Source organism: Burkholderia cepacia (assembly GCF_001718835.1).
Classification (GTDB): domain Bacteria; phylum Pseudomonadota; class Gammaproteobacteria; order Burkholderiales; family Burkholderiaceae; genus Burkholderia; species Burkholderia cepacia_F.
The window spans coordinates 2,856,663-2,876,136 of record NZ_CP013444.1 but is presented as its reverse complement, the minus strand read 5'-3'; the positions used below and the strand labels follow the sequence as shown (position 1 = coordinate 2,876,136).

The following is a 19,474-nucleotide window of genomic DNA, read 5'->3' as shown; positions in this document are numbered from 1 at the left end:
TGTTGCGGACCGTTGCCGTTTGCTGGACGTGCGTTCAGCCATCCGTTATCCCTTCAGCTTCCGCAAAAAATCGAATGCTGAGAGAACAGGACAACCCATGGCCGGCCCCGAAGCCCTTCGCCCCCCGCAGCGCCCGATTCCCCAAGCCCTCCAGCAGAACGCCGAAGCCCGGCGCGTGATCGTCAGCCCGGTTCCCGCGCCCGCGACCTCGCCGAAGGTGGCCGCCGCCCGCGCCGAATCGGTGACGAACCACGGCCTCGAGATCTTCGTCCAGTGCCTGTACCTGCTGCCGGTCGTCGGCAACGCGATGTCGCTCTACGACGTCGGCGTCGACATCTACCGGATCTGCAGCGAGCCCGGCGGCGCGAAGAAGGTCCTCAGCTGGAGCATCCTCGCGATCGACGCGATCGGGGTCGTGCCCGCGGCGGGCAATGCGACCCGACCCGCCCGCGCGGTCGTCAAGGAGGTGTTGCTCGCGTTCGCGAAGGGCGCGGGCGCGGCGGCGCTGGTCGAGCTGTTCTGGGCCACGGCCGGCGGCGACGTGATCGCATTCATGGCCGATCTGGATGCGCACCTGAAGCGATGGAAGAACGACATCGTCAAGGGCGTGCGCGACGCGTCGCGGACGGTGCGGCGCTTCGTGATCAATCCGGTCTCGGCCGCGGAGCAGATGGGGCGCATCCAGAAGAACAGCGGATTCCTGTCCTGGGTGCCGTCGACCGAGACCATCGCGCTGCACGGGATCGATCAGTTGCTCAAGCTGTCCGGTCAGCGCGACGCGATCGTCGCGTGGCTCGACGAATTCGACCGCAACACGGGGCCGATGCTCGACGCGGCGTTCGGCGACGTGGCGCAGGCCGGCAGCCTGCTGTTCATGGCCGCGCAGATCACCGCGGAGATCAAGGCGCGGCGCGCGCGCAGGGTGCCGTCGCATGTCGCGCAGGCCACGCCGGGCACGATGCGGGCGCCGCACCAGAAGCGCGGCGCGCATCGCGATTCGACGCAGAAAGGCGCGCAGCCGAGCCCGCTGCCGGCGAAGGACGGCTGCGGGTGCCCGCCCACCGCGAGCGCGAAGCCGGTCAACTACGCGATGGGCGACGAGAACCTCGAGCAGACGGACTTCGTGCTCGACGGAATCGTGCCGATCGTGTGGACACGGCGCTACCGGTCGAGCCTCGCGGCGTACGACGCGAGTCCGCTCGGCGCACGCTGGAGCAGCCCGTATCACCTGTCGCTCGAAGAACGGGACGGCCTCCTGACGTTCTTCGATCCCGACAACCGCGCGGTGCCGCTGCCGCCGGTGAGCGTGGGCGAATCAGTCGAGGTGCCGACCGAGCAGTTCACCGTCACGCGTCCGGACAGCCGGCACATTCAGCTGACCTATCCCGACGGCAGTCGGGAGGATTACGAACGGCACGGCACGGTGACGCATGCGCGCTATCGCCTCGTCTCCCGCCAGGGCCGCGACGGCCTCGGCCTGACCTTCTCGTACAACGAAGCCGGCGAACTTGCCACGCTCAGCGACGGTGCGGAGAACACGATCCGCCTCGACTACGTCGACGGACGAGTCGTGGCGATCTACCGCACGGGCGTGCCGGGCCTCGCCCGGGAAGCGCTCGCCCGCTACACCTACGACGCGGCAGGCGACCTGACCAGCCACGTCGACATGCTGGGATTCCGGCGCACGTATGCGTACCAGCAGCACCTGCTCACGCGCTACACGGACTTCAACGGCAACGCTGCCAATCTGGAATGGGACTGGCCGGGCCAGCGCGCCGGCCTGCCCGCGCCGGCCGACGCGCAGTGCGTGCGCACCTGGCTCGGCGACGACGGGCCGCACATGCAGGACGAGACGCATTTCGAGTACCACCGCGAGCACTGGTACACGAAGGTCACCGATGCCGACGGCCACGCGACGATTCACCGCTACGACTATCACAACCGGATCGTGCTGGTCGAATACGCGGATGGTTCGACGGACGGATTCGAATGGGACGCACACCACCGTCTCGTCGGCACCCAAAACGCCCTGGGCCACACGCAGCGCTTCGACTACGACGCGCAGGGGCGCCTTATCGCCGAAACGGACGCGCTCGGCAACACGACGCGCACCGAATACAACGCGGACGGCTTGCCGATCCAGGTCACGGCGCCGGATGGTCGTGTCACGCAGACCGACTACGACTCGCTCGGCCGGCCGATGTCGGCGACGGACGCTACCGGCCGGACCACGCGCTACACCTGGAGCGGCAACGGCCGCCTGCTGTCGCTGACCGACCCGACAGGCGGCGTGAGGCGCTTCCGCCACGACAACGCGGGGCGGCTCGTCGAGTCGACCGACTGTTCCGGCCACGCGACGCGCTACGGCTACGACGAGCGCGGCCACCTGTCACGCGTCACCGATGCCGAAGGCCACGCGACGCGCTACCGCTGCGACGCGCGGGGGCAAGTCATCAGCGTCACGCATCCGGACGACGTCGAGGAGCGCTTCACGTGGGACGGCGCAGGCAACCTGCGCACCTACCGGGACGGCGCGGACCAGGTGACGGAATACGCGTTCAACGCGCGTCGGCAGCCGACGTGGCGCCAGGATGCGGCGGGACGGCAGCTGACGTATGCGTACGACCGGCAGTGGCGGCTGACCGCGCTGACCAACGAGAACCAGGAGCAGACCCGGTTCCGCTACGACCCGCTGGGGCAGCTGATCGAACAGACGGATTTCGACGGCAGCACGACCCGCTACCGGTGGGATGAGGCGGGGCGGCTGGCCGGCTCGCAGCAAGACGACGTCAACACGACCTACACGCGCGACCCGCTCGGGCGGCTCACGCGGCGCGAGATCGAAGGACCGGATGGCCGCGGCCGGGTTGCCGAGCACTTCTATTACGACGCGCGAGGCCGGCTGACGACCGCGCAGGGCCATGGCAGCAAGGTCCGGCTCCATTACGACGATGCCGACAACCTGATCGCCGAAGAGCAGACCCACTGCCCGGACACGGGCGTCGCCTACACGGCGGTGACGCGGCACGAATACGACGCGCTCGGCAACCGGATCCGCACGCAGTTGCCGAATACGCGCACGATCGACTGGCTGCGCTACGGCTCGGGCCACGTGCACGGGGTGCTGCTGGACGGCCAGCCGCTGGTCGACTTCGAGCGCGACAAGCTGCATCGCGAGATCACCCGCCGTCACCGCAGTTTCGAGCAGAAGCGCGAATACGACCCGGCCGGGCGGCTGCAGCGGATGATCGTGCGCCGCGATGCGCGCGCGCTGCCGACGGACTGGATCGCCGCACGGCAGTACCGATACGACGCGGCGGGCCACCTGACGCGCATCGAGGATCGCACGCGGGGGGCGACGGACTACACGTACGACCCGGTCGGACGGCTGCTGAAGGCGGTGACGCCGGATCTGAAGGAAGTCTTTGCGTTCGATCCGGCGGGCAATCCGGTGGACTCGGAGCAGCTGACGCCGCGCCCGACCGAGGAAACGCTGGACGAGATGACGGCGCGGCACGGCCGGGCCGCCGGGCGAGATGCGGAATGGCGGCGCGCGCATCCGGGCCAGGAAGAACCGCGGGCCCACTTCGAGCGACGCAAACAGGAGGCGGCGGAATACTGGAAGCTGATCGAGTGGGAACGTGCGCTGCCGAAGTGCGTGGGCAACGTGCTGAAGGCGCTGAACCGTACCCGCTACGACCATGATGCGCACGGCAACCTGATCCGCAAAACCGAGCCGGGCGGCGTGACGTGGCTGTACGCCTACGATGCGGCGAACCGGCTGAAGCGGGCCGATCGCTACGCGAAACCGCCGGCGGCGAACGAGATCGACCGGCTCGAGCGGACGCAGGACGGCACCGCGTTCATCCCGGGCACGGTGCGGCCGGCCTTGCAGGTGCGCTTCGAATACGACGCGTTCGGGCGGCGCACGCTGAAGGAGACGGGACGGCCGGACGGCAGCCTCGACCGGACGGTGTTCACGTGGACCGGCGACGTGCTGCTGATGGAGGAGCGTTTCCACCTGCCGCCGCGGCAGCCGGGCGAACGTGAGCCGTTGACCTTCCGCCCGGTGCAGATCGTGCGCGAGGATCCGGACGACGCGGACGCGCTGCCGGTGGCGCAGCGGATGCATACGCTGAGCGAGCGGCATCAGTGGCAAGGCGCGTCGCTCTATCTGCACGAACCCGGCACGTTCGTGCCGCTGGCGCGGCTGGACGAGACGCTGGTGGAGGCGGCGTTCATTGCGACGGGGACGGATGGCCGGTTCGTGCAGGTGCCGGCGAAGACGCGGCATGCGACGCTGTTTTATCAGAACGATCATCTGGGGACGCCGCAGGAGCTGCTGGACGAGTCGGGGAACGTGGTGTGGCTGGGCCGGTACCGGGCGTGGGGGGCGGAGAAAACCGTTTGGCAGCCGCAGCCGGAACGCCATGAAGCGGGGAACCCGGTCCGGTTCCAGGGGCAGTACCATGATGACGAGACGGGGCTGCATTACAACCGGCATCGGTACTACGATCCGACGTCGGGCCGCTTCGTTAGCAAGGACCCGATCGGGTTCGCTGGCGGCATCAACGTTTATCAGTACGCGCTTAGTCCGATTCAGTGGATCGACCCGCTGGGACTGGCCAAGACAACGTGTGACCTGTATGCGTTCGGAAACGCAAGTGGTCCGCGAGATCCACGTATCGCCGGAGTGAACAGGCCACTTGGAGAATCGGGAGACTTAACCGCGAACGCGGAAGGAATGGTCGGCCCAACAATCAAGGACGGCGCATCGACGTTTGGCGATCCCAATATGGCCCCTGTTTCTGGGGTGTACTACAAGATCCCGACTGGAACGGAACTTCCAGATGGAATTGACGTGGTAGCAGACGGTAAGGAGGTTGGCGGGAAGCACGCAGAAACACACCACACCATTTGTCCAAAGAAAAAAATGAAGGGCACAACTTTCATTGAAAAATTTAAATCACTACCGTGGATACGGGCAGGTAAGAAGTGAGATGAAAAATTTCAATTTAGAGGCTTGGGAAGACTTGGAGCGGAGATGTCAGGGCAAGATCGAATCACCGAATGAGTTGGTGCGTTTATTGATTTCCGAGAGGGAGCTAATTTTTAATGCCATCTCGATTAATGAGTCAAGGTTCAGGTCGGGGGCTTTGGAACTGATCAGGCTGCTTCCGAATTGCGAGAGGACATATTTCTTTCCTCAATTGATGCGCATTGCTAGTTTTGTAAATGGATTTACGGAGGATTATCGAAATATAATAAACGATCTTCCGCGCGATTGGGTTATGGCTCATATTGAGAATCAGGTCGAGGAGATTTTGAGGAGTGGGGGGTACGAGGAATATAGATGTCTACTGGAAGTTTGTCGTCAAGTAGATCGCGACTTAATGAAAAAAATAGCACGAAAGGCTGCCAACAATATCGACCCAGATATAAGGGAGGCGGGTTGCGATTACCTTGATATGTGAATTAAAAATATAGAGATGTAGGCTCGATTCTATATATTTCTACTCGACAGTAATAGTCAGGCTCCCTTTGTTCAATTGCAGCTGCACTATACGGTGTTCAATCAGAGCGACCACCTCGGTGAGATAAGGTCATTCGAGTACGGCTCGTTCGGGCGGCGCACACTGAAGGAGGCGGGACGACCGGACGGCAGCCTCGACCGGACGGTGTTCACGTGGGACGGCGACGTGCTGCTGATGGAGGAGCGTTTCCACCTGCCGCCGCGGCAGCCGGGCGAACGTGAGCCGTTGACCTTCCGCCCGGTGCAGATCGTGCGCGAGGATCCGGACGACGCGGACGCGCTGCCGGTGGCGCAGCGGATGCATACGCTGAGCGAGCGGCATCAGTGGCAAGGCGCGTCGCTCTATCTGCACGAACCCGGCACGTTCGTGCCGCTGGCGCGGCTGGACGAGACGCTGGTGGAGGCGGCGTTCATTGCGACGGGGACGGATGGCCGGTTCGTGCAGGTGCCGGCGAAGACGCGGCGTGCGACGCTGTTTTACCAGAACGATCATCTGGGGACGCCGCAGGAACTGCTGGACGAGTCGGGGAAAGTGGTGTGGCTAGGCCGGTACCGGGCGTGGGGTGGGGAGAAGACCGTCTGGCAGCCGCAGCCGGAACGCCATGAAGCGGGGAACCCGATCCGGTTCCCGGGGCAGTACCATGATGACGAGACGGTGCTGCATTACAACCGGCATCGGTACTATGATCCGCAATCAGGACGCTTCGTGTCGAAAGATCCGATCGGATTGGCCGGCGGGATCAATGTCTATCGATACGCACCAAATCCAGTACAGTGGGTTGATCCTCTCGGCTTGAGTGGTACGCCCGCAGGCAGGCTTGCAGATAAAGCGCAAAGTTTGCAGGCATCGCAGCGACCGAATACCGTTGCTGTGATTGTTTCCAAGGATGGGCGCGTCGTGATCGGGCGAAACCAGGGGGGCGTTACCAATCCGGAGGTCCAGGGTGCTTTGAAGGATATTCAGCCGAATGAGTTCGATGCTCAATGTGCCGAGGTGAATGCGATAGCTAGAGCAAGAAACAAGGGAGTCGATTTGGATGGTGCAACGATATCTGTTGCCAACGTGCGTGGTAAAAATAGTACAAGTGGAGTTCATGGAACGGACAAGACGCCGTGCTCCGTATGTAATCCATTGCTCAAGAAATTTAATATGAATTTGATTCAGCGATGTGGTCATCATGAATAGAACCGATCTGCTTAAAAAATTGGCGAGTTGTTCTTCAGAAGATAAACAGCTCTATGCATCTTTGTGCTTGAGACGGTATTGCGAATCTAAGGGGATTTCTCATCCTGCTATTGACGCCTTGTTGGATCATCTGGATTCGATGGCTTCCAGTCGAAGTTTGGCGGAATGGGATTCGCAAGGCGCATTGCTTGATCTAAACGGGCGAGGGGATCCAATACCGGATGGCATTAAAGGCATGCTGTCTAGCGAGGATTTGATTGAATTTTCAAATTTGGTTGATAGTGTAGTGGAGGTCGGAATTATCGATCTTTATGGGGAAAAGACAGATCTTCCATTGAGGTTTTTGGATGAGGTAATGTGTATATTGGAGCGAAATGATATTTATATTCCGGAGCTGACTCGTGGATCATGAGTCGCGAATATAAATTGGTGTTTGACGATTCTGATGTGGTGTGGCATGTTATAGATTCATTGAAGTCGAGTGACGCCTGTATAAAGGCACAAGCACAGGGCGTCTGCTTAGACTCTAGTTTCAAGTGCAAGGGCCACGGGAATTACTTCCAGAAATTCTCTATGGTTTCAGGGGCAGTAGTTCGATGAAGAGACCGGGTTTGCTTATAACCGGCATCGGTACTATGATCCATTCCATTACACACAAGTCGGCGTGAGCGGCTTGTAAACTGTCGCGGCTTGCCGTTTACTCTTGCTTTTTGCGCGGCACGCGAATGGCACGAGCAACGGAGAGCTGGGCAGCAATGGAATTCAAGGGCATCGATCTGGGCGACAAGCGGCTGAACCGGCGGGCGATCCTGCTGGCCGAGCAACTGTCGGGCAATCCGACGGCGAGCATTCCGCTGGCGTGCGGCGGCTGGGCTGAGACGGCGGCGGCTTATCGGTTCTTCGCGCAGGACAAGCTGGAATGGACCGACGTCATGGAGCCGCACTGGCAGAGCGCGACCGAGCGGATGCGGGCATGCGAGGTGGTGCTGTGCCTGGATGACACGACCGAGCTGAACTTTAACGGGCAGGAGATCGCTGGACTGGGGCCGTTGTCGTATGAAGCCCAGCGCGGCATGTACGTTCATGCGACCTACGCGGTCACGCCACAGCGTGAACCGTTGGGCGTGCTCAATGCCTGGATGTGGTCGCGTGAGCGCAAGGACGCCCGAGGCAAGCGGGGCGGTATCAAGGAAAGCACGCGCTGGATCGAGGGATACGAACGGGTGGCCGAGCAGGCGGTGGATCTGCCCGGCACACGGTTGGTGTATGTCGCGGACCGGGAGTCGGACATTGTCGAGCTGATGGCCAAAGCGCGCGATTTGGGTTACCCGGCCGACTGGCTGATTCGCGCCCAGCACAATCGCGTGTTGCCCGAGGGTCAAAGGCTCTGGGATCACGCCACGCAAGCTGAGCCGCTCGGTGAAATCCGCTTCACCTTGCATGGTCGCCAGCGACAGAAGACGCGGGAGGTTCAGCAGCAAATCTGGAGTCGTCGGATCGACGTGCCCGATGGCCAGGGCGGTGTGGTGTCGATCAATTGCCTTGTTGCGCGCGAGATTGACGCGCCCGCCGGGGTGACGCCGATCGAATGGCGCTTGCTGACCAATCGCGACGTGCCGGATATGACCGAGGCTGCACGGCTGATCGATTGGTACCGCGCCCGCTGGGAGGTGGAAACCTTCTTTCATGTGCTGAAGAACGGTTGCCGAGTCGAGGCGCTACAACTGAGCACGATCGAGCGCATCGAGCGGGCGCTGGTGGTGTTCATGGTGGTGGCGTGGCGCATTGCTCGTCTCATGCGGTTAGGTCGAACGTGCCCGGACCTCGATGCCGGACTGCTATTCGAGCCCGATGAATGGAGGGCCGCCTTCATCCTCAACAAGAAGGCCCCACCCGACAAACCGCCGCGGCTAAACGAAGTGGTACGGCTCGTCGCCAGGCTCGGCGGCTTCCTCGCCCGCAAAGGCGACGGCGAGCCTGGCGTCAAAACCATCTGGCTAGGCATGCAGCGAGTGGTGGATTTTGCTGCCGGCATCACATACGCGCGCGAGCTTGAGCAGCAGACTTGTGTGTAATGGAATGCCGTATGCGGCCCTTCGATCACGTGCAATTAGTCGTGCTCCAGCGCCGAATTCCATACGTCGTCCCCCTCAAATCGAACCGAACAGCGCGCGCGGCCGGTCCTTCAGCGTGCCGGCGAGAATCCGCAGCCCGTTGACGAGTTCGTCGCGCGAAGCCGGACACGCGAGGTTGATGCGCACGCCGTGCTCGATCTCCGCGCGATCGACCGCGAACGTCGACGACGGCATCACGATCACGCCGCGCGCCTTCGCGTTCGCGGCGAAGTCGTCGGCGCGCCACGGCGGCGGCAGGCGCAGCCACACGAACATGCACGCCGGGTCGGATTTCAGCTGCCCGGCCGGCAGCAGCTCCCGCGCGAGATCGACGCGCGCGCGGATCTCCGCGAGTTGCGCGCCCATGATCCGCTCGGCGGTGCCGTCCTCGATCCACATGGTCGCGATCAGCATCGACGTGGGGGCCGGCATCCATGCGGTCGTGCGCACCGCCTCCGCGCACAGTGCGACGCTGTCGCGCGGGCAGCTCAGGTAGCCGAGGCGCAGCCCCGGCGCGAGGATCTTCGACGTCGCGCCGATATGAAACGTCAGCTCGGGGCACAGCCCCGCGATCGCCGGCAGCCGGTCGCGCACGAGCGGGCCGTACACGTCGTCCTCGATGATCGTCACGTGATGGCGGCGCGCGATGTCGACGAGCGCCATCCGGCGCGCGAGGCTCATCGTCGTGACGGTCGGGTTCTGCAGGTTCGGCACGACGAAGATCGCCTTGACCGGCATGCGCTGGCAGATCCGCTCGATCTCGTCGGGCAGCAGGCCGTCGTCGTCGGCCGGCGCGCTGACGATCTCGAACTGGAACACCGGTGCGAGCGCCTTGAGCCCGTAATACGTGAGACGGTCGGCCACGATCACGCCGTCGGTGCCGATCAGGCTGTTCAGCACCGCGTACAGCCCGTGCTGCGCGCCGCTCGTGACGACCACCTGGTCGCGCGACGGCACGAAGCCCGGCGCGGCGAGCCACTGCGCGCCGGCGGCGCGCGCCCAGTCGGGGCCCTGCGGCGGCTGGTATTCCTGGAGGGCGGCGAAACGCGGGTCATTCGGCAGCGTGCCGAACGTCTGCGCGAGGCTCGCGAGAAACTCGCCGGTGGCCGGGCGGTTCACCGTCAGGTCGATCACACCGTTGCCCGCCGCGAGCGACGCGCGGGCCGGCTCGATGCTCGGCATCGCGCCGCCGGTGACGAGCGAGCCGCGCCGTTTGCTGCCGATCACGAGGCCGCGCAGCTGCAATTCCTTGTACGCCCGGGACACGGTCGACACGTTGATGCCGAGCTCGGTCGCGAGCTGGCGCTGCGGCGGCAGGCGGCTGCCCGGCGGATACATGCCGCTGCGGATTTCCTCCTCGATCGAGCTCGATACCTCGACGTAGGTCGGCCGCTTCACCGGCGTGCCGTTGCCGCGCGTGTCGGAATGTTTGTCTGATGCCATTTGTCGCCCGTGACCACACAAAAAGCGTTTGTCTGATGCGTTTGCCTGCAGCGATTGTATCCGACACCCCCGGGACGTCAAACAGCATCATAAAAATCAGACATTTACGCGCGAATCGGATCGGGTAAACACCGGTCCCACACAATGCAATTTTGATTGCACACAAAAATGCAATGTGTGATTCTAGATTCCATCTTTGTATGCTTTTTGGGTCCTGAAGGAGGGCGGTCATGGCGAATGTCGCCATCGTGGGTGCAGGCTTCATCGGGCTCGGTGCGGCGGCATGGCTGCAGCGCGACGGGCATCGCGTGACGCTGTTCGACCCGGCCGGCATCGGCCAGGGCGCGTCGTTCGGCAATGCCGCGACGTTCGCGCCGTACGGCTGCGTGCCGGTGAACAATCCGTCGGTGTTCGGCGCGATCCCGCACTACCTGTGCGGGCGCGACAGCCCGCTGCGCATCCGCTGGCCGTACCTGCTGCACGGCGCGCCGTGGCTGGCCCGCTTCCTGATCGCGTCGCTGCCGGCGCGCCACCTGCGCAGCGCGGGCGCACTGGCCGCGCTGCTCGCGCTCGCCCGCGACGGCTATGCGCCGCTGCTCGACGCGCCAAGGCTTGCCGCATTCGTGCGGCCGCGCGAATGCCTGTACCTGTATGCGCGGCAGGCGTCGTTCGACGCCGCGCAGCCGTCGCTCGCGCTGCGGCGCCGGCTCGGCGTGCCGTTCGAGACGCTCGACGCGAGCGCGATCCGCCGGCTCGAGCCCGCACTCGCGCCGATCTTCACGCGCGGCGTGCTGTTCGTCGGAAGCTGGCACTTCTCCGATCCGCACGGCTTTCTTGGCGCGCTGTTCGCGCATCTGGCGGCGGGCGGCGTGACGCTGGAGCGCACGAACGTCGAGCACGTCGCGCCGGCGGGCGACGGCGTGCGGCTGCTGGCCGGCGGCGCGACGCGGACGTTCGACCATGTCGTGATCGCGGCGGGCGCGCGTTCCGCGCCGTTCGCGGCGTCGTGCGGCGACCGCGTGCCGCTCGATACCGAGCGCGGCTATCACGTGCAATTCGGCGCGCACGAGCCGATCGTCTCGCGGCCGGTCGGCTGGGCCGAGCGCGGCTTCTACATGACGCCGCTCGACGAAGGGCTGCGCGCGGCCGGCACCGTCGAGCTGGGCGGGTTTCGCGCGGACAAGAACCCGGCGCTCGTCGCGCTGCTCACGCGTTCCGCGCGCGAAGCCGTGCCGTCGCTCGGCGCACCGACGCGCAGCTGGCTCGGCTTCCGGCCGACGCTGCCGGACGGCGTGCCCGTGATCGGCCGCGCGCGGCGCAGCGCGCGCGTGATCCATGCATTCGGCCATCAGCATCTCGGCGTGACGCTCGCCGGCATCACCGGGCAAATCGTCGCCGACCTCGTCGCCCAGCGCGCACCGCCGCTGGACCTCGCACCGTACCGGGCCGCGCGATTCTGACGCGGCCCCGGATGGCCGGCCCCCCGGTCCCCTATACAGCTTCGAGGCGTCGCGATCGAAGCGGCTGATCGCAAGGACGGCAACCCGCGACTTCAATCACCGCAAGGAGGCATCATGAATCGTCGTAACTGGCTGGCTTGGCTGGCCGTCTGCTCGATCGGCACGGCCGTCACGTCCGCGCAGGGTGCGGATGCGCAGGCCGTCAAGATCGGCTTCGCCGGCCCGCTGACGGGGCCCGTCGCGCGCGTCGGCAAGGATCTGCAATACGGCGCGCAACTCGCGCTCGACGAAGAAAACGCGAAACATCCGACCGTGGGCGGCAAGCCCGTGCGCTTCGTGCTCGACGTGCAGGACGACCAGGCCGATCCGCGCATCGCGATCCAGGTCGCGCAGAAGCTCGTCGACGACGGCGTGGTCGGCGTGATCGGTCACTACAACTCGGGCTGCAGCATTCCCGCGTCGGCCGTCTACAAGCAGGCGAACGTCGCGATGATCACGCCCGGCTCGACCAATCCGCAGCTGACGATGCAAGGCTTCAGGAACGTGTTCCGCACGATGGGGCACGACGGTGTCGGCGGCGTGGTGGCCGGCCGTTTCGCGGTCGAGCAGTTGAAGGCGAAACGGATCGGCATCATCGACGATCGCACCGCGTTCGGCCAGGGTCTCGCCGATGCGTTCGAGAAGGGCGTGAAGGATGCGCACGGCAGCATCGTGTCGCGCGAATACACGAACGACAAGGCCGTCGATTTCCGCGCGATCCTGACGACGATGAAGAGCAACAACGTCGACCTGCTGTTCTTCGGCGGCCTCGACGAACAGGGCGCGATGCTCGTCAAGCAGATGCGCTCGCTCGGCATCCGCGCGCAGCTGTTCGGCGCCGGCGCATTGAAAAGCAATGCATTCCTGAAGATCGCCGGCACCTCGGGCGAAGGCACGCAGGATCTCGAACCGGGGCCGGCGCTCGACAAGCTGCCGTCCGCCGTCGCGTTCGCACAGCGCTACAAGGCACGCTTCAACCAGGATGTCGAGCTCTATGCGCCGTTCTCGTACGACGCGGCGCTCGCGATGATCGCGGCGGTACGCAAGGCCGATTCGCTCGATCGCGGCAGGATCGTCGCGAGCCTGCCCGGCGTATCGGTCACCGGCGTGACCGGGAAGATCTCGTTCGACGAGCGCGGCGACCTGATCAAGCCGCCGTATACGCTGTTCCGCGTCGAACAGGGGCAGTGGCACAGCATCCGCACGGTGGGCGGCTCGGGGAGCTGAGCGCGTGGCCGCGGCGGTGCTGCGTCAACGGGAATCCCGCACCGACACCGCCCGAACGTCCGACGCCGGCGCGCTCACCGGCATCATGCCCGCGTTCGCATCGTCGCGCGGCTCGAGCACGAAGCGGAACGACTCGACGCGTTGCAGCACCTTCGACGCATACGCGTGCGAGCCGCCGTAGCTTTTCAGCGCGGCGCCGATGTCGCCGCCGGCGGCCTTCACATAGCCGGACAGGATCGCCGAGCCCGCGTTGACGTTCGCATTCGGTTCGGTCAGGTCCTTCACGTTACGCAGCATGCCGCGGTGTGCGGACGGCACGACCTGCATCAGTCCGGTCGCGCCGTGCTGGCCGCGCGCCTTTTCCTGGAAGCGCGATTCGATCGAGATGATGGCGTAAACGAGTGCGGGAGGCAGCGAATATTTCGTCGCAGTGACGCTCACGATGTCCGCGAGCTTCGTGGCCTTTTCCCTGGCAACGCCGAATTTCTTCGTCAGGTAGGACGTGATGCGGCGGTTTTCCTCGTTGGGCTGGTTGGCGGCGAGCGGCGCGGAGGCGTCGGACGCGGCGGCGGCAGGCGCGGACGCAGGTTGCGCAGGCAACGGTTGCGCAGGCATCTGCTGCGCCGACGCGTATTGCGCACTGCCGAGCAAGAACACGATCAGCCAGAAAAACCGTCGCATGGTCAGGGTGGTGGAAACGGGAGGCGCATAGTATATCGGCCAATTGTCGCGATTGTCCGCAAACCGCGCGTGGATGAAAGCCGGATGTAGGTTGTTGCCCGGACACGTATCGGAGTCCGCATGAAGCGCATGCTTCACGGCGCGCCGCGACTACGCACGCGGCCCCATCATCCCGGCGATCGCGCCGATCGCATCGCTGACGAGCACCGCAAGCAGCCCGACGATCACGCCGCCCTGCAGCACGAACGCGGTATTCGACGTCTGCAGGCCCGCGATGATCACGTCGCCGAGGCCGCGCGCGGCGACCGTCGAGCCGATCGTCGCGGTGCCGAGATTGATCACGACCGCGAGCCGGATACCGTTGACGATCACCGGGAACGCGAGCGGCAGCTCGACCGACACCAGTTGCTGCCAGCCGCTCATCCCCATCCCGCGCGCGGCGTCGACGACATCGCGCGACACGTCCTCGAGCCCCGCAATCGTGCTTTCGAACACGGGCAGGAGGCCGTACAGCACGAGCGCGATCAGCACGGGCTTCAAGCCGAAGCCGACGGCCGGCACCGCGAGCGCGAGCACCGCGACGGGCGGGAAGGTCTGGCCGATGTCGACGACGCTGCGCGCCACCGGCAGGAAATCCGCGCCCCACGGCCGCGTCACCGCGATGCCCGCGGCGATCGCGAGCAGCGTGCCGATCAGGCTCGACAGCGCGACCGTGCCGAGATGCGCGAGTGTCAGGTCGAGCAGGCTCGCGCGATCGTAGATGACGGGCGCGCCGTTGTCCGCGAACGGTGCGAAAAGGCCCTGCAGCCACATCGGCCGCACCAGCAGCACGAGCAGCAGCGCGAGCGCGGCCACGCGTGCGGCGGCGGGCGCGAGATTGCGCGGAGCGATTGCCGCGGGCCGCATCGTCATGCGGGCTGCCTGGCGTGCGCGCGGATCGCATCGAGCGTGATACGGCGCGCGCCGAGGCCGGCACCGGCCGCGTGCGGGGACGGGTTCCCGTCGTCGTCCGCGACCGGCAGCGCATCGACCCCGCGCCACAGCAGTTCCGACACCGCATCGCGCAGCGTGCGCGTCGCGTCGATCGGCGGACCGTTTGCGACGCCGGGCTCGGCCACGTCGCCGATCGGCGTCAGCGCGAGCAGGCGCAGCGGCCGGTCGACGCCCGCGACGAGCTGCTCGACGACGCCGGCCGCCGGCTTGCCGAGAATCTCGGCCGGCGGCGCGACCTGCAGCAGCCGCCCGCCGTCCATCACCGCGATCGTGTCGCCGAGCTTCAGCGCTTCCTCGATATCGTGCGTGACGATCACGACCGTGATGCCGAGGCGGCGCTGCAGCGCGAACAGGTCGTCCTGCGCCTTGCCGCGGATGATCGGATCGAGCGCGCCGAACGGCTCGTCCATCAGCAGCATCGCGGGCTCGGCCGCGAGCGCGCGCGCGACGCCGACACGCTGCTGCTGGCCTCCCGACAGTTCGTGCGGCAGCTTGTCCGCGAACTCGGCCGGCGCGAGATGGAACAGGTCGAGCAGCTCGTTCACGCGCGCGTCGATGCGCGCGGCCGGCCAGCCGAGCAGGCGCGGCACGGTCGCGATGTTGCGCGCGACGCTCCAGTGCGGAAACAGCCCATGCCCCTGGATCGCGTAGCCGATGCCGCGCCGAAGCTGTTCGGGCGCGACGGTCGCCGTATCGACGCCGTCGATGCGGATCGTGCCGCTGGTGGGCGCGATCAGCCGGTTGATCATGCGCAGCAGCGTCGACTTGCCGCTGCCCGATGCACCGACGAGCGCGGTGATCGTGCCGCGCTGCATCGTCAGCGAGACGTCGTCGACGGCGACGACATCGCCGAAGCGTTTGCCCGCACGTTCGATCTCGATCATCCTGTACGCCCCTTCGCGAGCGTGGTCGCGGCTTCGAATATGACGGCGGCCACCAGCGCGAGCGCGATCGTCGGGATCGCGCCGAGCAGCACGAGATCGGCGGCCGATTGCCCGATCCCCTGGAAGATGAAGGTGCCGAACCCGCCGCCGCCGATCAGCGCGGCGACCGCGGTCAGCCCGATGTTCTGCACGAGCACGATGCGCACGCCGCTCAGGATCACCGGCAGCGCGAGCACGAGGTCGACGCGCAGCAGCCGCTGAGCGCGCGTCATGCCCATCGCACGCGCGGCTTCGGTCACGTGCGGCGGCACTTGCCCGAGCCCGACCACGACACTCGACGCGATCGGCAGCAGCGAATACAGGAACAGCGCGAGCACGGCCGGCGCGACGCCGATGCCGCGGATGCCGAGCGCAGCCGCGAGCGGCACGTGTGCGGCGAGCAGGCCGAGCGGGGCCATCATCAGCCCGTACATCGCGATGCTGGGGATCGTCTGCACGACATTGAGGACCGGCAGCAGCGCCGCGCGCACGGCCGCGATGCGCGCGCAGGCGATGCCGAGCGGCACGCCCGCGACGAAGGCGGCCGCGACCGAGCCGCCGGCCAGCGCGACGTGCCGCACGGCCTCGCGCCAGAAATCGTCGCTGCGCACCGCGTATTCGCGCATCACGGAGAGGCCGTCCCACCAGCCGCTCGCGAGCGGCACCGAGATCGCGGCAATCGCGACGGCGAGCGCGGCGAGGCGCCGCCACGGCCCGAATGCGAGGCGTGCGAGCGCGTCCGCGACGAGCACGGCCCACGCGAACAGCAGCAGCCAGACGCCCGCGTCGGGCGACACGCGCGCGAGCGCGTCTTCCGGCGCAACCAGGTGCGCCGCGGCCGCGCCGGCCGCGTAGCCGAGCGTCGCGAGCAGGCCGCAGCCCGCGGCGAGGCGCGATGCGGGGCGGCTCGCCGTCATCGCCCACAGCGCGCCGACGATCCACAGCGCGGCTAGCGCGGCGGCCTGCGCGGCCGGCAGCGAGCCGAACACCGGCAAGCCGGCGCCCGCCGCGATCCGGTTCGGCCGCAGCACGACGAACGGCGCGAACAGCACCGCGCCGATCGTCAGCGCGCCGGTGAGGACGCCGACCTTGTCGATCGCGATGCGTCGCGCGCGTGCCGCCGCGCGCGCCGTCATTTCACGAAGCCCTTCGCTTTCAGGTAGCTTTTCGCGACGCCGGCGGCCGGCTCGCCGTTGATCTGGATGCGCGCGTTCAGCGACTGCAGCGTCTTCAGGTCGAGGCTCGCGAACACCGGTTTCAGGTAGTCGGCGATCTGCGGGTGCGCTTTCAGAACGGCTTCGCGGATCACGGGTGCCGGCGCGTAGACGGGCTGCACGTGCTTGTCGTCGTCGAGCACCGCGAGGCCGCTCGACGCGATGCCGCCGTCGGTGCCGTACACCATCGCCGCGTTCACGCCGTCGGTCTGGTTCGCTGCGGCCTTGATCGTCGCGGCCGTATCGCCGCCCGACAGCACGACGAGCTGCTCGGGCTTCAGCTTGAAGCCGTACGCTTTCTCGAACGACGGCAGCGCCGACGCGCTGTTCACGAATTCGGCGGACGCGGCGAGCTTCACCTTGCCGCCGCCCGCGACCCACTTGCCGAAATCGGAGAACGTCTTCAGGTGCTGCGACTGCGCGACGGGCGCGAGCAACGCGACGCCCCACGTGTTGTTCGCGGGCGCCGGGGCGAGCCACACGAGATGGTTCGCCGCGTAGTCGAGTTTCTTCGCGGCGTCGTAGCCCTGGCTCGCGTTCTTCCACAGAGGATCGTCGGCCTTGTTGAAGAAGAACGCGGCGTTGCCCGTGTATTCGGGATAGATGTCGATCTCGCCGCTCGTGAGCGCCTTGCGCACGATCGGCGTGGTGCCGAGCGCGATCTTTTCGGTGACGGGGATGCCGTGCGCCTTCAGCACTTGCGAAATCAGGTTGCCGAGCAGGTTGCCTTCGGTGTCGATCTTCGACGACACCACGACGGCGTCGGCGGCGTGCACCGCGGGCGCCGCAAGGGCGGCGGCGGCGAACGCGAGGCCCAGGATCCGGGCGGGCAGGGCATGCTTCATCGGGGCCAACCTCCTGCGAATGACGAGAAAGGGACGTACGCCGAAACTTACTTGACCGGGCCAGCTTTGGCAAACCGCCCGACCCGCTGCGCGTGCGGGTTATCCCGGGCATGGCCCGACGTCTTGCTATACACTGCCACGCATCCCTGCCGATGCGGAATTCCATCATGAAGCCCGAGTTGCTGGTTCTCATCGCATTGCGCGGCGACGCGCACCGCGAGATCGCCGCGTCGTTCGACGTGCACGATGCGCCGAGCGGCGACGCACGCGAACGCGCGATCGCCGAATACGGCGGCACGATACGCGCGGTGCTGACCAACGGCAGCACGGGGCTCACCGGCGCCGAGATCGACCGGATGCCTGCATTGACCCTGGTCGGCTCGCTCGGCGCGGGCTACGAGCACATCGACGTCGCGCATGCGAAGGCGCGCGGCGTCACGGTCGTGACGGGCGCCGGCACCAACGACGATTGCGTGGCCGATCACGCGTTCGCGCTACTGCTCGCGGCCGTGCGCAGGATCGTGCAGCTCGACGACGCGACCCGTGCGGGCATCTGGCGCGACGGGCTGCCGATGCCGCCGAACGTGTCGGGCAAGAAGCTCGGCATCGTCGGGCTCGGCAAGATCGGCGAGAAGTGCGCGCGTCGCGCAGCCGGCTTCGACATCGAGATCGGGTATCACAACCGCGCGCCGAAGGACGGCGCGCCGTATCGCTATTTCGATCGCGTCGACGCGCTCGCGCAGTGGGCCGATTTCCTGATCGTCGCGACGCCGGGCGGCGCGGGCACGCGGCATTTGATCGACCGCACTGTGCTCGACGCGCTCGGCCCCGGCGGCTTTCTCGTCAACGTATCGCGCGGCAGTGTTGTCGATACCGCTGCTTTGGCAGACGCGTTGCGCGAAGGGCGCATCGCGGGCGCGGGGCTCGACGTGTACGAAGGGGAACCGGAACCGCCGCGCGTGCTGACGGATCTCGACAGCGTCGTGCTGACGCCGCACATGGGCGGCTGGTCGCCGGAGGCACTCGATCGCTCGGTGCAGCAGTTTCTCGACAACGCGGCGCGGCATTTCGCCGGCGAGCCCGTGCTGACGCCGCTCTGATCTGAACGGGAACGCTTTTTCGGTCAACGAAGGAACCACGATGTCCACGTATTTCGCAGAAGTCGAATGGCAGGCGGGACCGGACGAGAAGTTCACCGACAACCGCTACAGCCGCCGGCACGAATGGCGTTTCGACGGCGGCGTGACGGTGCCCGCGTCGAGCTCGCCGCATGTGGTGCGGACGCCGTTCTCGGACCCCGCCGCGGTCGATCCCGAGGAGGCGTACGTCGCGGCGCTGTCGAGCTGTCACATGCTGTGGTTTCTGTCGATCGCCGCGCAGCGGCGCTTCGTCGTCCTGCGCTATCGCGACGCGGCGGAAGGCACGATGGCGAAGAACGACGCGGGCAAGGAGGTGGTGACGCGCGTCGTGCTGAAGCCGGCCGTGACGTTCGGCGGCGAGCGCGCGCCGACGGACGACGAGGTGACGGCGCTGCATCACGCCGCGCACGAAGCGTGCTTTCTCGCGAACTCGGTGCGCACGGTGATCGATGTCGAAGGGACGTGGGAGCATCGCGGCGCGCAGTGAGCGACGCATGCAGGGGAAATTTCTGCAGAAAGAGCACCGTGCCGACCTTTCGCGCTCCGCTTCGGCGTGCTCGGCAAGCGCCGCCCTGAACTGCCGCAAGTCTGCGCGCCGTTCCCGGGCGGCTCAAGGAGAGGCCGGTCTCCGATCGGGGAAGCTGCCACCGCAGCATGCTGCCGCAGTGGGCCGATGC

General features: G+C 66.3%; 15 protein-coding genes. 9 read left to right on the top strand and 6 right to left on the bottom strand.

The window, feature by feature from the left end; all coding sequences use genetic code 11:
• Positions 1-97: 97 nt before the first annotated feature.
• From WT26_RS32605 to WT26_RS32590, 5 genes are all read left to right on the top strand, one after another.
• Positions 98-4,999, top strand: a complete 4,902-nt coding sequence (locus WT26_RS32605) for an RHS repeat-associated core domain-containing protein (protein WP_080485801.1) — start codon at positions 98-100, stop codon at positions 4,997-4,999.
• A gap of 1 nt (position 5,000) precedes the next feature.
• Positions 5,001-5,474, top strand: coding sequence for a hypothetical protein (locus WT26_RS32600; RefSeq protein WP_069274859.1), 474 nt, complete (start codon positions 5,001-5,003; stop codon positions 5,472-5,474).
• Positions 5,475-5,549: 75 nt separating this feature from the next.
• Positions 5,550-6,719 carry an RHS repeat-associated core domain-containing protein gene (locus WT26_RS38900; RefSeq protein WP_080485800.1) on the top strand — a complete coding sequence of 390 codons (1,170 nt, stop codon included), beginning with the start codon at positions 5,550-5,552 and terminating at the stop codon, positions 6,717-6,719.
• Positions 6,712-7,131, top strand: coding sequence for a hypothetical protein (locus tag WT26_RS37845; RefSeq protein ID WP_155123276.1), 420 nt, complete (start codon positions 6,712-6,714; stop codon positions 7,129-7,131). Before WT26_RS38900 ends, WT26_RS37845 begins: the two co-directional genes overlap by 8 nt.
• Positions 7,132-7,444: 313 nt before the next feature.
• Entirely contained in the window at positions 7,445-8,794 is a 1,350-nt protein-coding gene (locus tag WT26_RS32590; RefSeq protein WP_069271651.1) for an IS4 family transposase, read from the top strand.
• 75 nt (positions 8,795-8,869) lie between these two features.
• Here WT26_RS32590 and WT26_RS32585 read toward each other — a convergent pair whose 3' ends face one another.
• Positions 8,870-10,276 (bottom strand): PLP-dependent aminotransferase family protein, encoded by a 1,407-nt coding sequence (locus WT26_RS32585; protein WP_069274858.1) that lies wholly within the window; start codon positions 10,274-10,276, stop codon positions 8,870-8,872.
• Positions 10,277-10,506: 230 nt separating this feature from the next.
• On the opposite strand from WT26_RS32585, the gene WT26_RS32580 reads away from it, so the two are divergent.
• Together WT26_RS32580 and WT26_RS32575 are read left to right on the top strand one after the other, a co-directional pair.
• Complete coding sequence (locus WT26_RS32580) at positions 10,507-11,736, top strand: NAD(P)/FAD-dependent oxidoreductase (RefSeq protein WP_069274857.1); 1,230 nt, start codon at positions 10,507-10,509, stop codon at positions 11,734-11,736.
• Between the two features lie 114 nt (positions 11,737-11,850).
• The gene (locus tag WT26_RS32575) at positions 11,851-13,002 is read left to right on the top strand and encodes a branched-chain amino acid ABC transporter substrate-binding protein (RefSeq protein WP_069274856.1); all 1,152 of its coding nucleotides are present in this window, start codon (positions 11,851-11,853) and stop codon (positions 13,000-13,002) included.
• Between the two features lie 24 nt (positions 13,003-13,026).
• On the opposite strand, the gene WT26_RS32570 is transcribed toward WT26_RS32575, so the two are convergent.
• The 5 genes from WT26_RS32570 to osmF all read right to left on the bottom strand — a co-directional run bounded on the left by WT26_RS32570 (position 13,027) and on the right by osmF (position 17,658).
• On the bottom strand, positions 13,027-13,683 hold the full coding sequence (locus WT26_RS32570) for a transglycosylase SLT domain-containing protein (protein WP_069274855.1): 657 nt from the start codon (positions 13,681-13,683) through the stop codon (positions 13,027-13,029).
• Positions 13,684-13,833: 150 nt separating this feature from the next.
• Positions 13,834-14,595 (bottom strand): ABC transporter permease, encoded by a 762-nt coding sequence (locus WT26_RS32565; protein WP_069274854.1) that lies wholly within the window; start codon positions 14,593-14,595, stop codon positions 13,834-13,836.
• Positions 14,592-15,560, bottom strand: coding sequence for an ABC transporter ATP-binding protein (locus WT26_RS32560; RefSeq protein ID WP_069274853.1), 969 nt, complete (start codon positions 15,558-15,560; stop codon positions 14,592-14,594). The genes WT26_RS32565 and WT26_RS32560 overlap by 4 nt, the downstream gene beginning before the upstream one ends.
• On the bottom strand, positions 15,557-16,735 hold the full coding sequence (locus WT26_RS32555) for an ABC transporter permease (protein WP_069274852.1): 1,179 nt from the start codon (positions 16,733-16,735) through the stop codon (positions 15,557-15,559). The genes WT26_RS32560 and WT26_RS32555 overlap by 4 nt, the downstream gene beginning before the upstream one ends.
• The gene (gene osmF, locus WT26_RS32550) at positions 16,732-17,658 is read right to left on the bottom strand and encodes an ABC transporter substrate-binding protein (protein ID WP_069274851.1); all 927 of its coding nucleotides are present in this window, start codon (positions 17,656-17,658) and stop codon (positions 16,732-16,734) included. Before osmF ends, WT26_RS32555 begins: the two co-directional genes overlap by 4 nt.
• A 167-nt stretch (positions 17,659-17,825) precedes the next feature.
• On the opposite strand from osmF, the gene WT26_RS32545 reads away from it, so the two are divergent.
• Together WT26_RS32545 and WT26_RS32540 are read left to right on the top strand one after the other, a co-directional pair.
• Entirely contained in the window at positions 17,826-18,758 is a 933-nt protein-coding gene (locus WT26_RS32545) for a 2-hydroxyacid dehydrogenase (RefSeq protein WP_069274850.1), read from the top strand.
• Between the two features lie 40 nt (positions 18,759-18,798).
• Entirely contained in the window at positions 18,799-19,284 is a 486-nt protein-coding gene (locus tag WT26_RS32540; protein WP_069271642.1) for an OsmC family protein, read from the top strand.
• Positions 19,285-19,474: the final 190 nt, after the last annotated feature.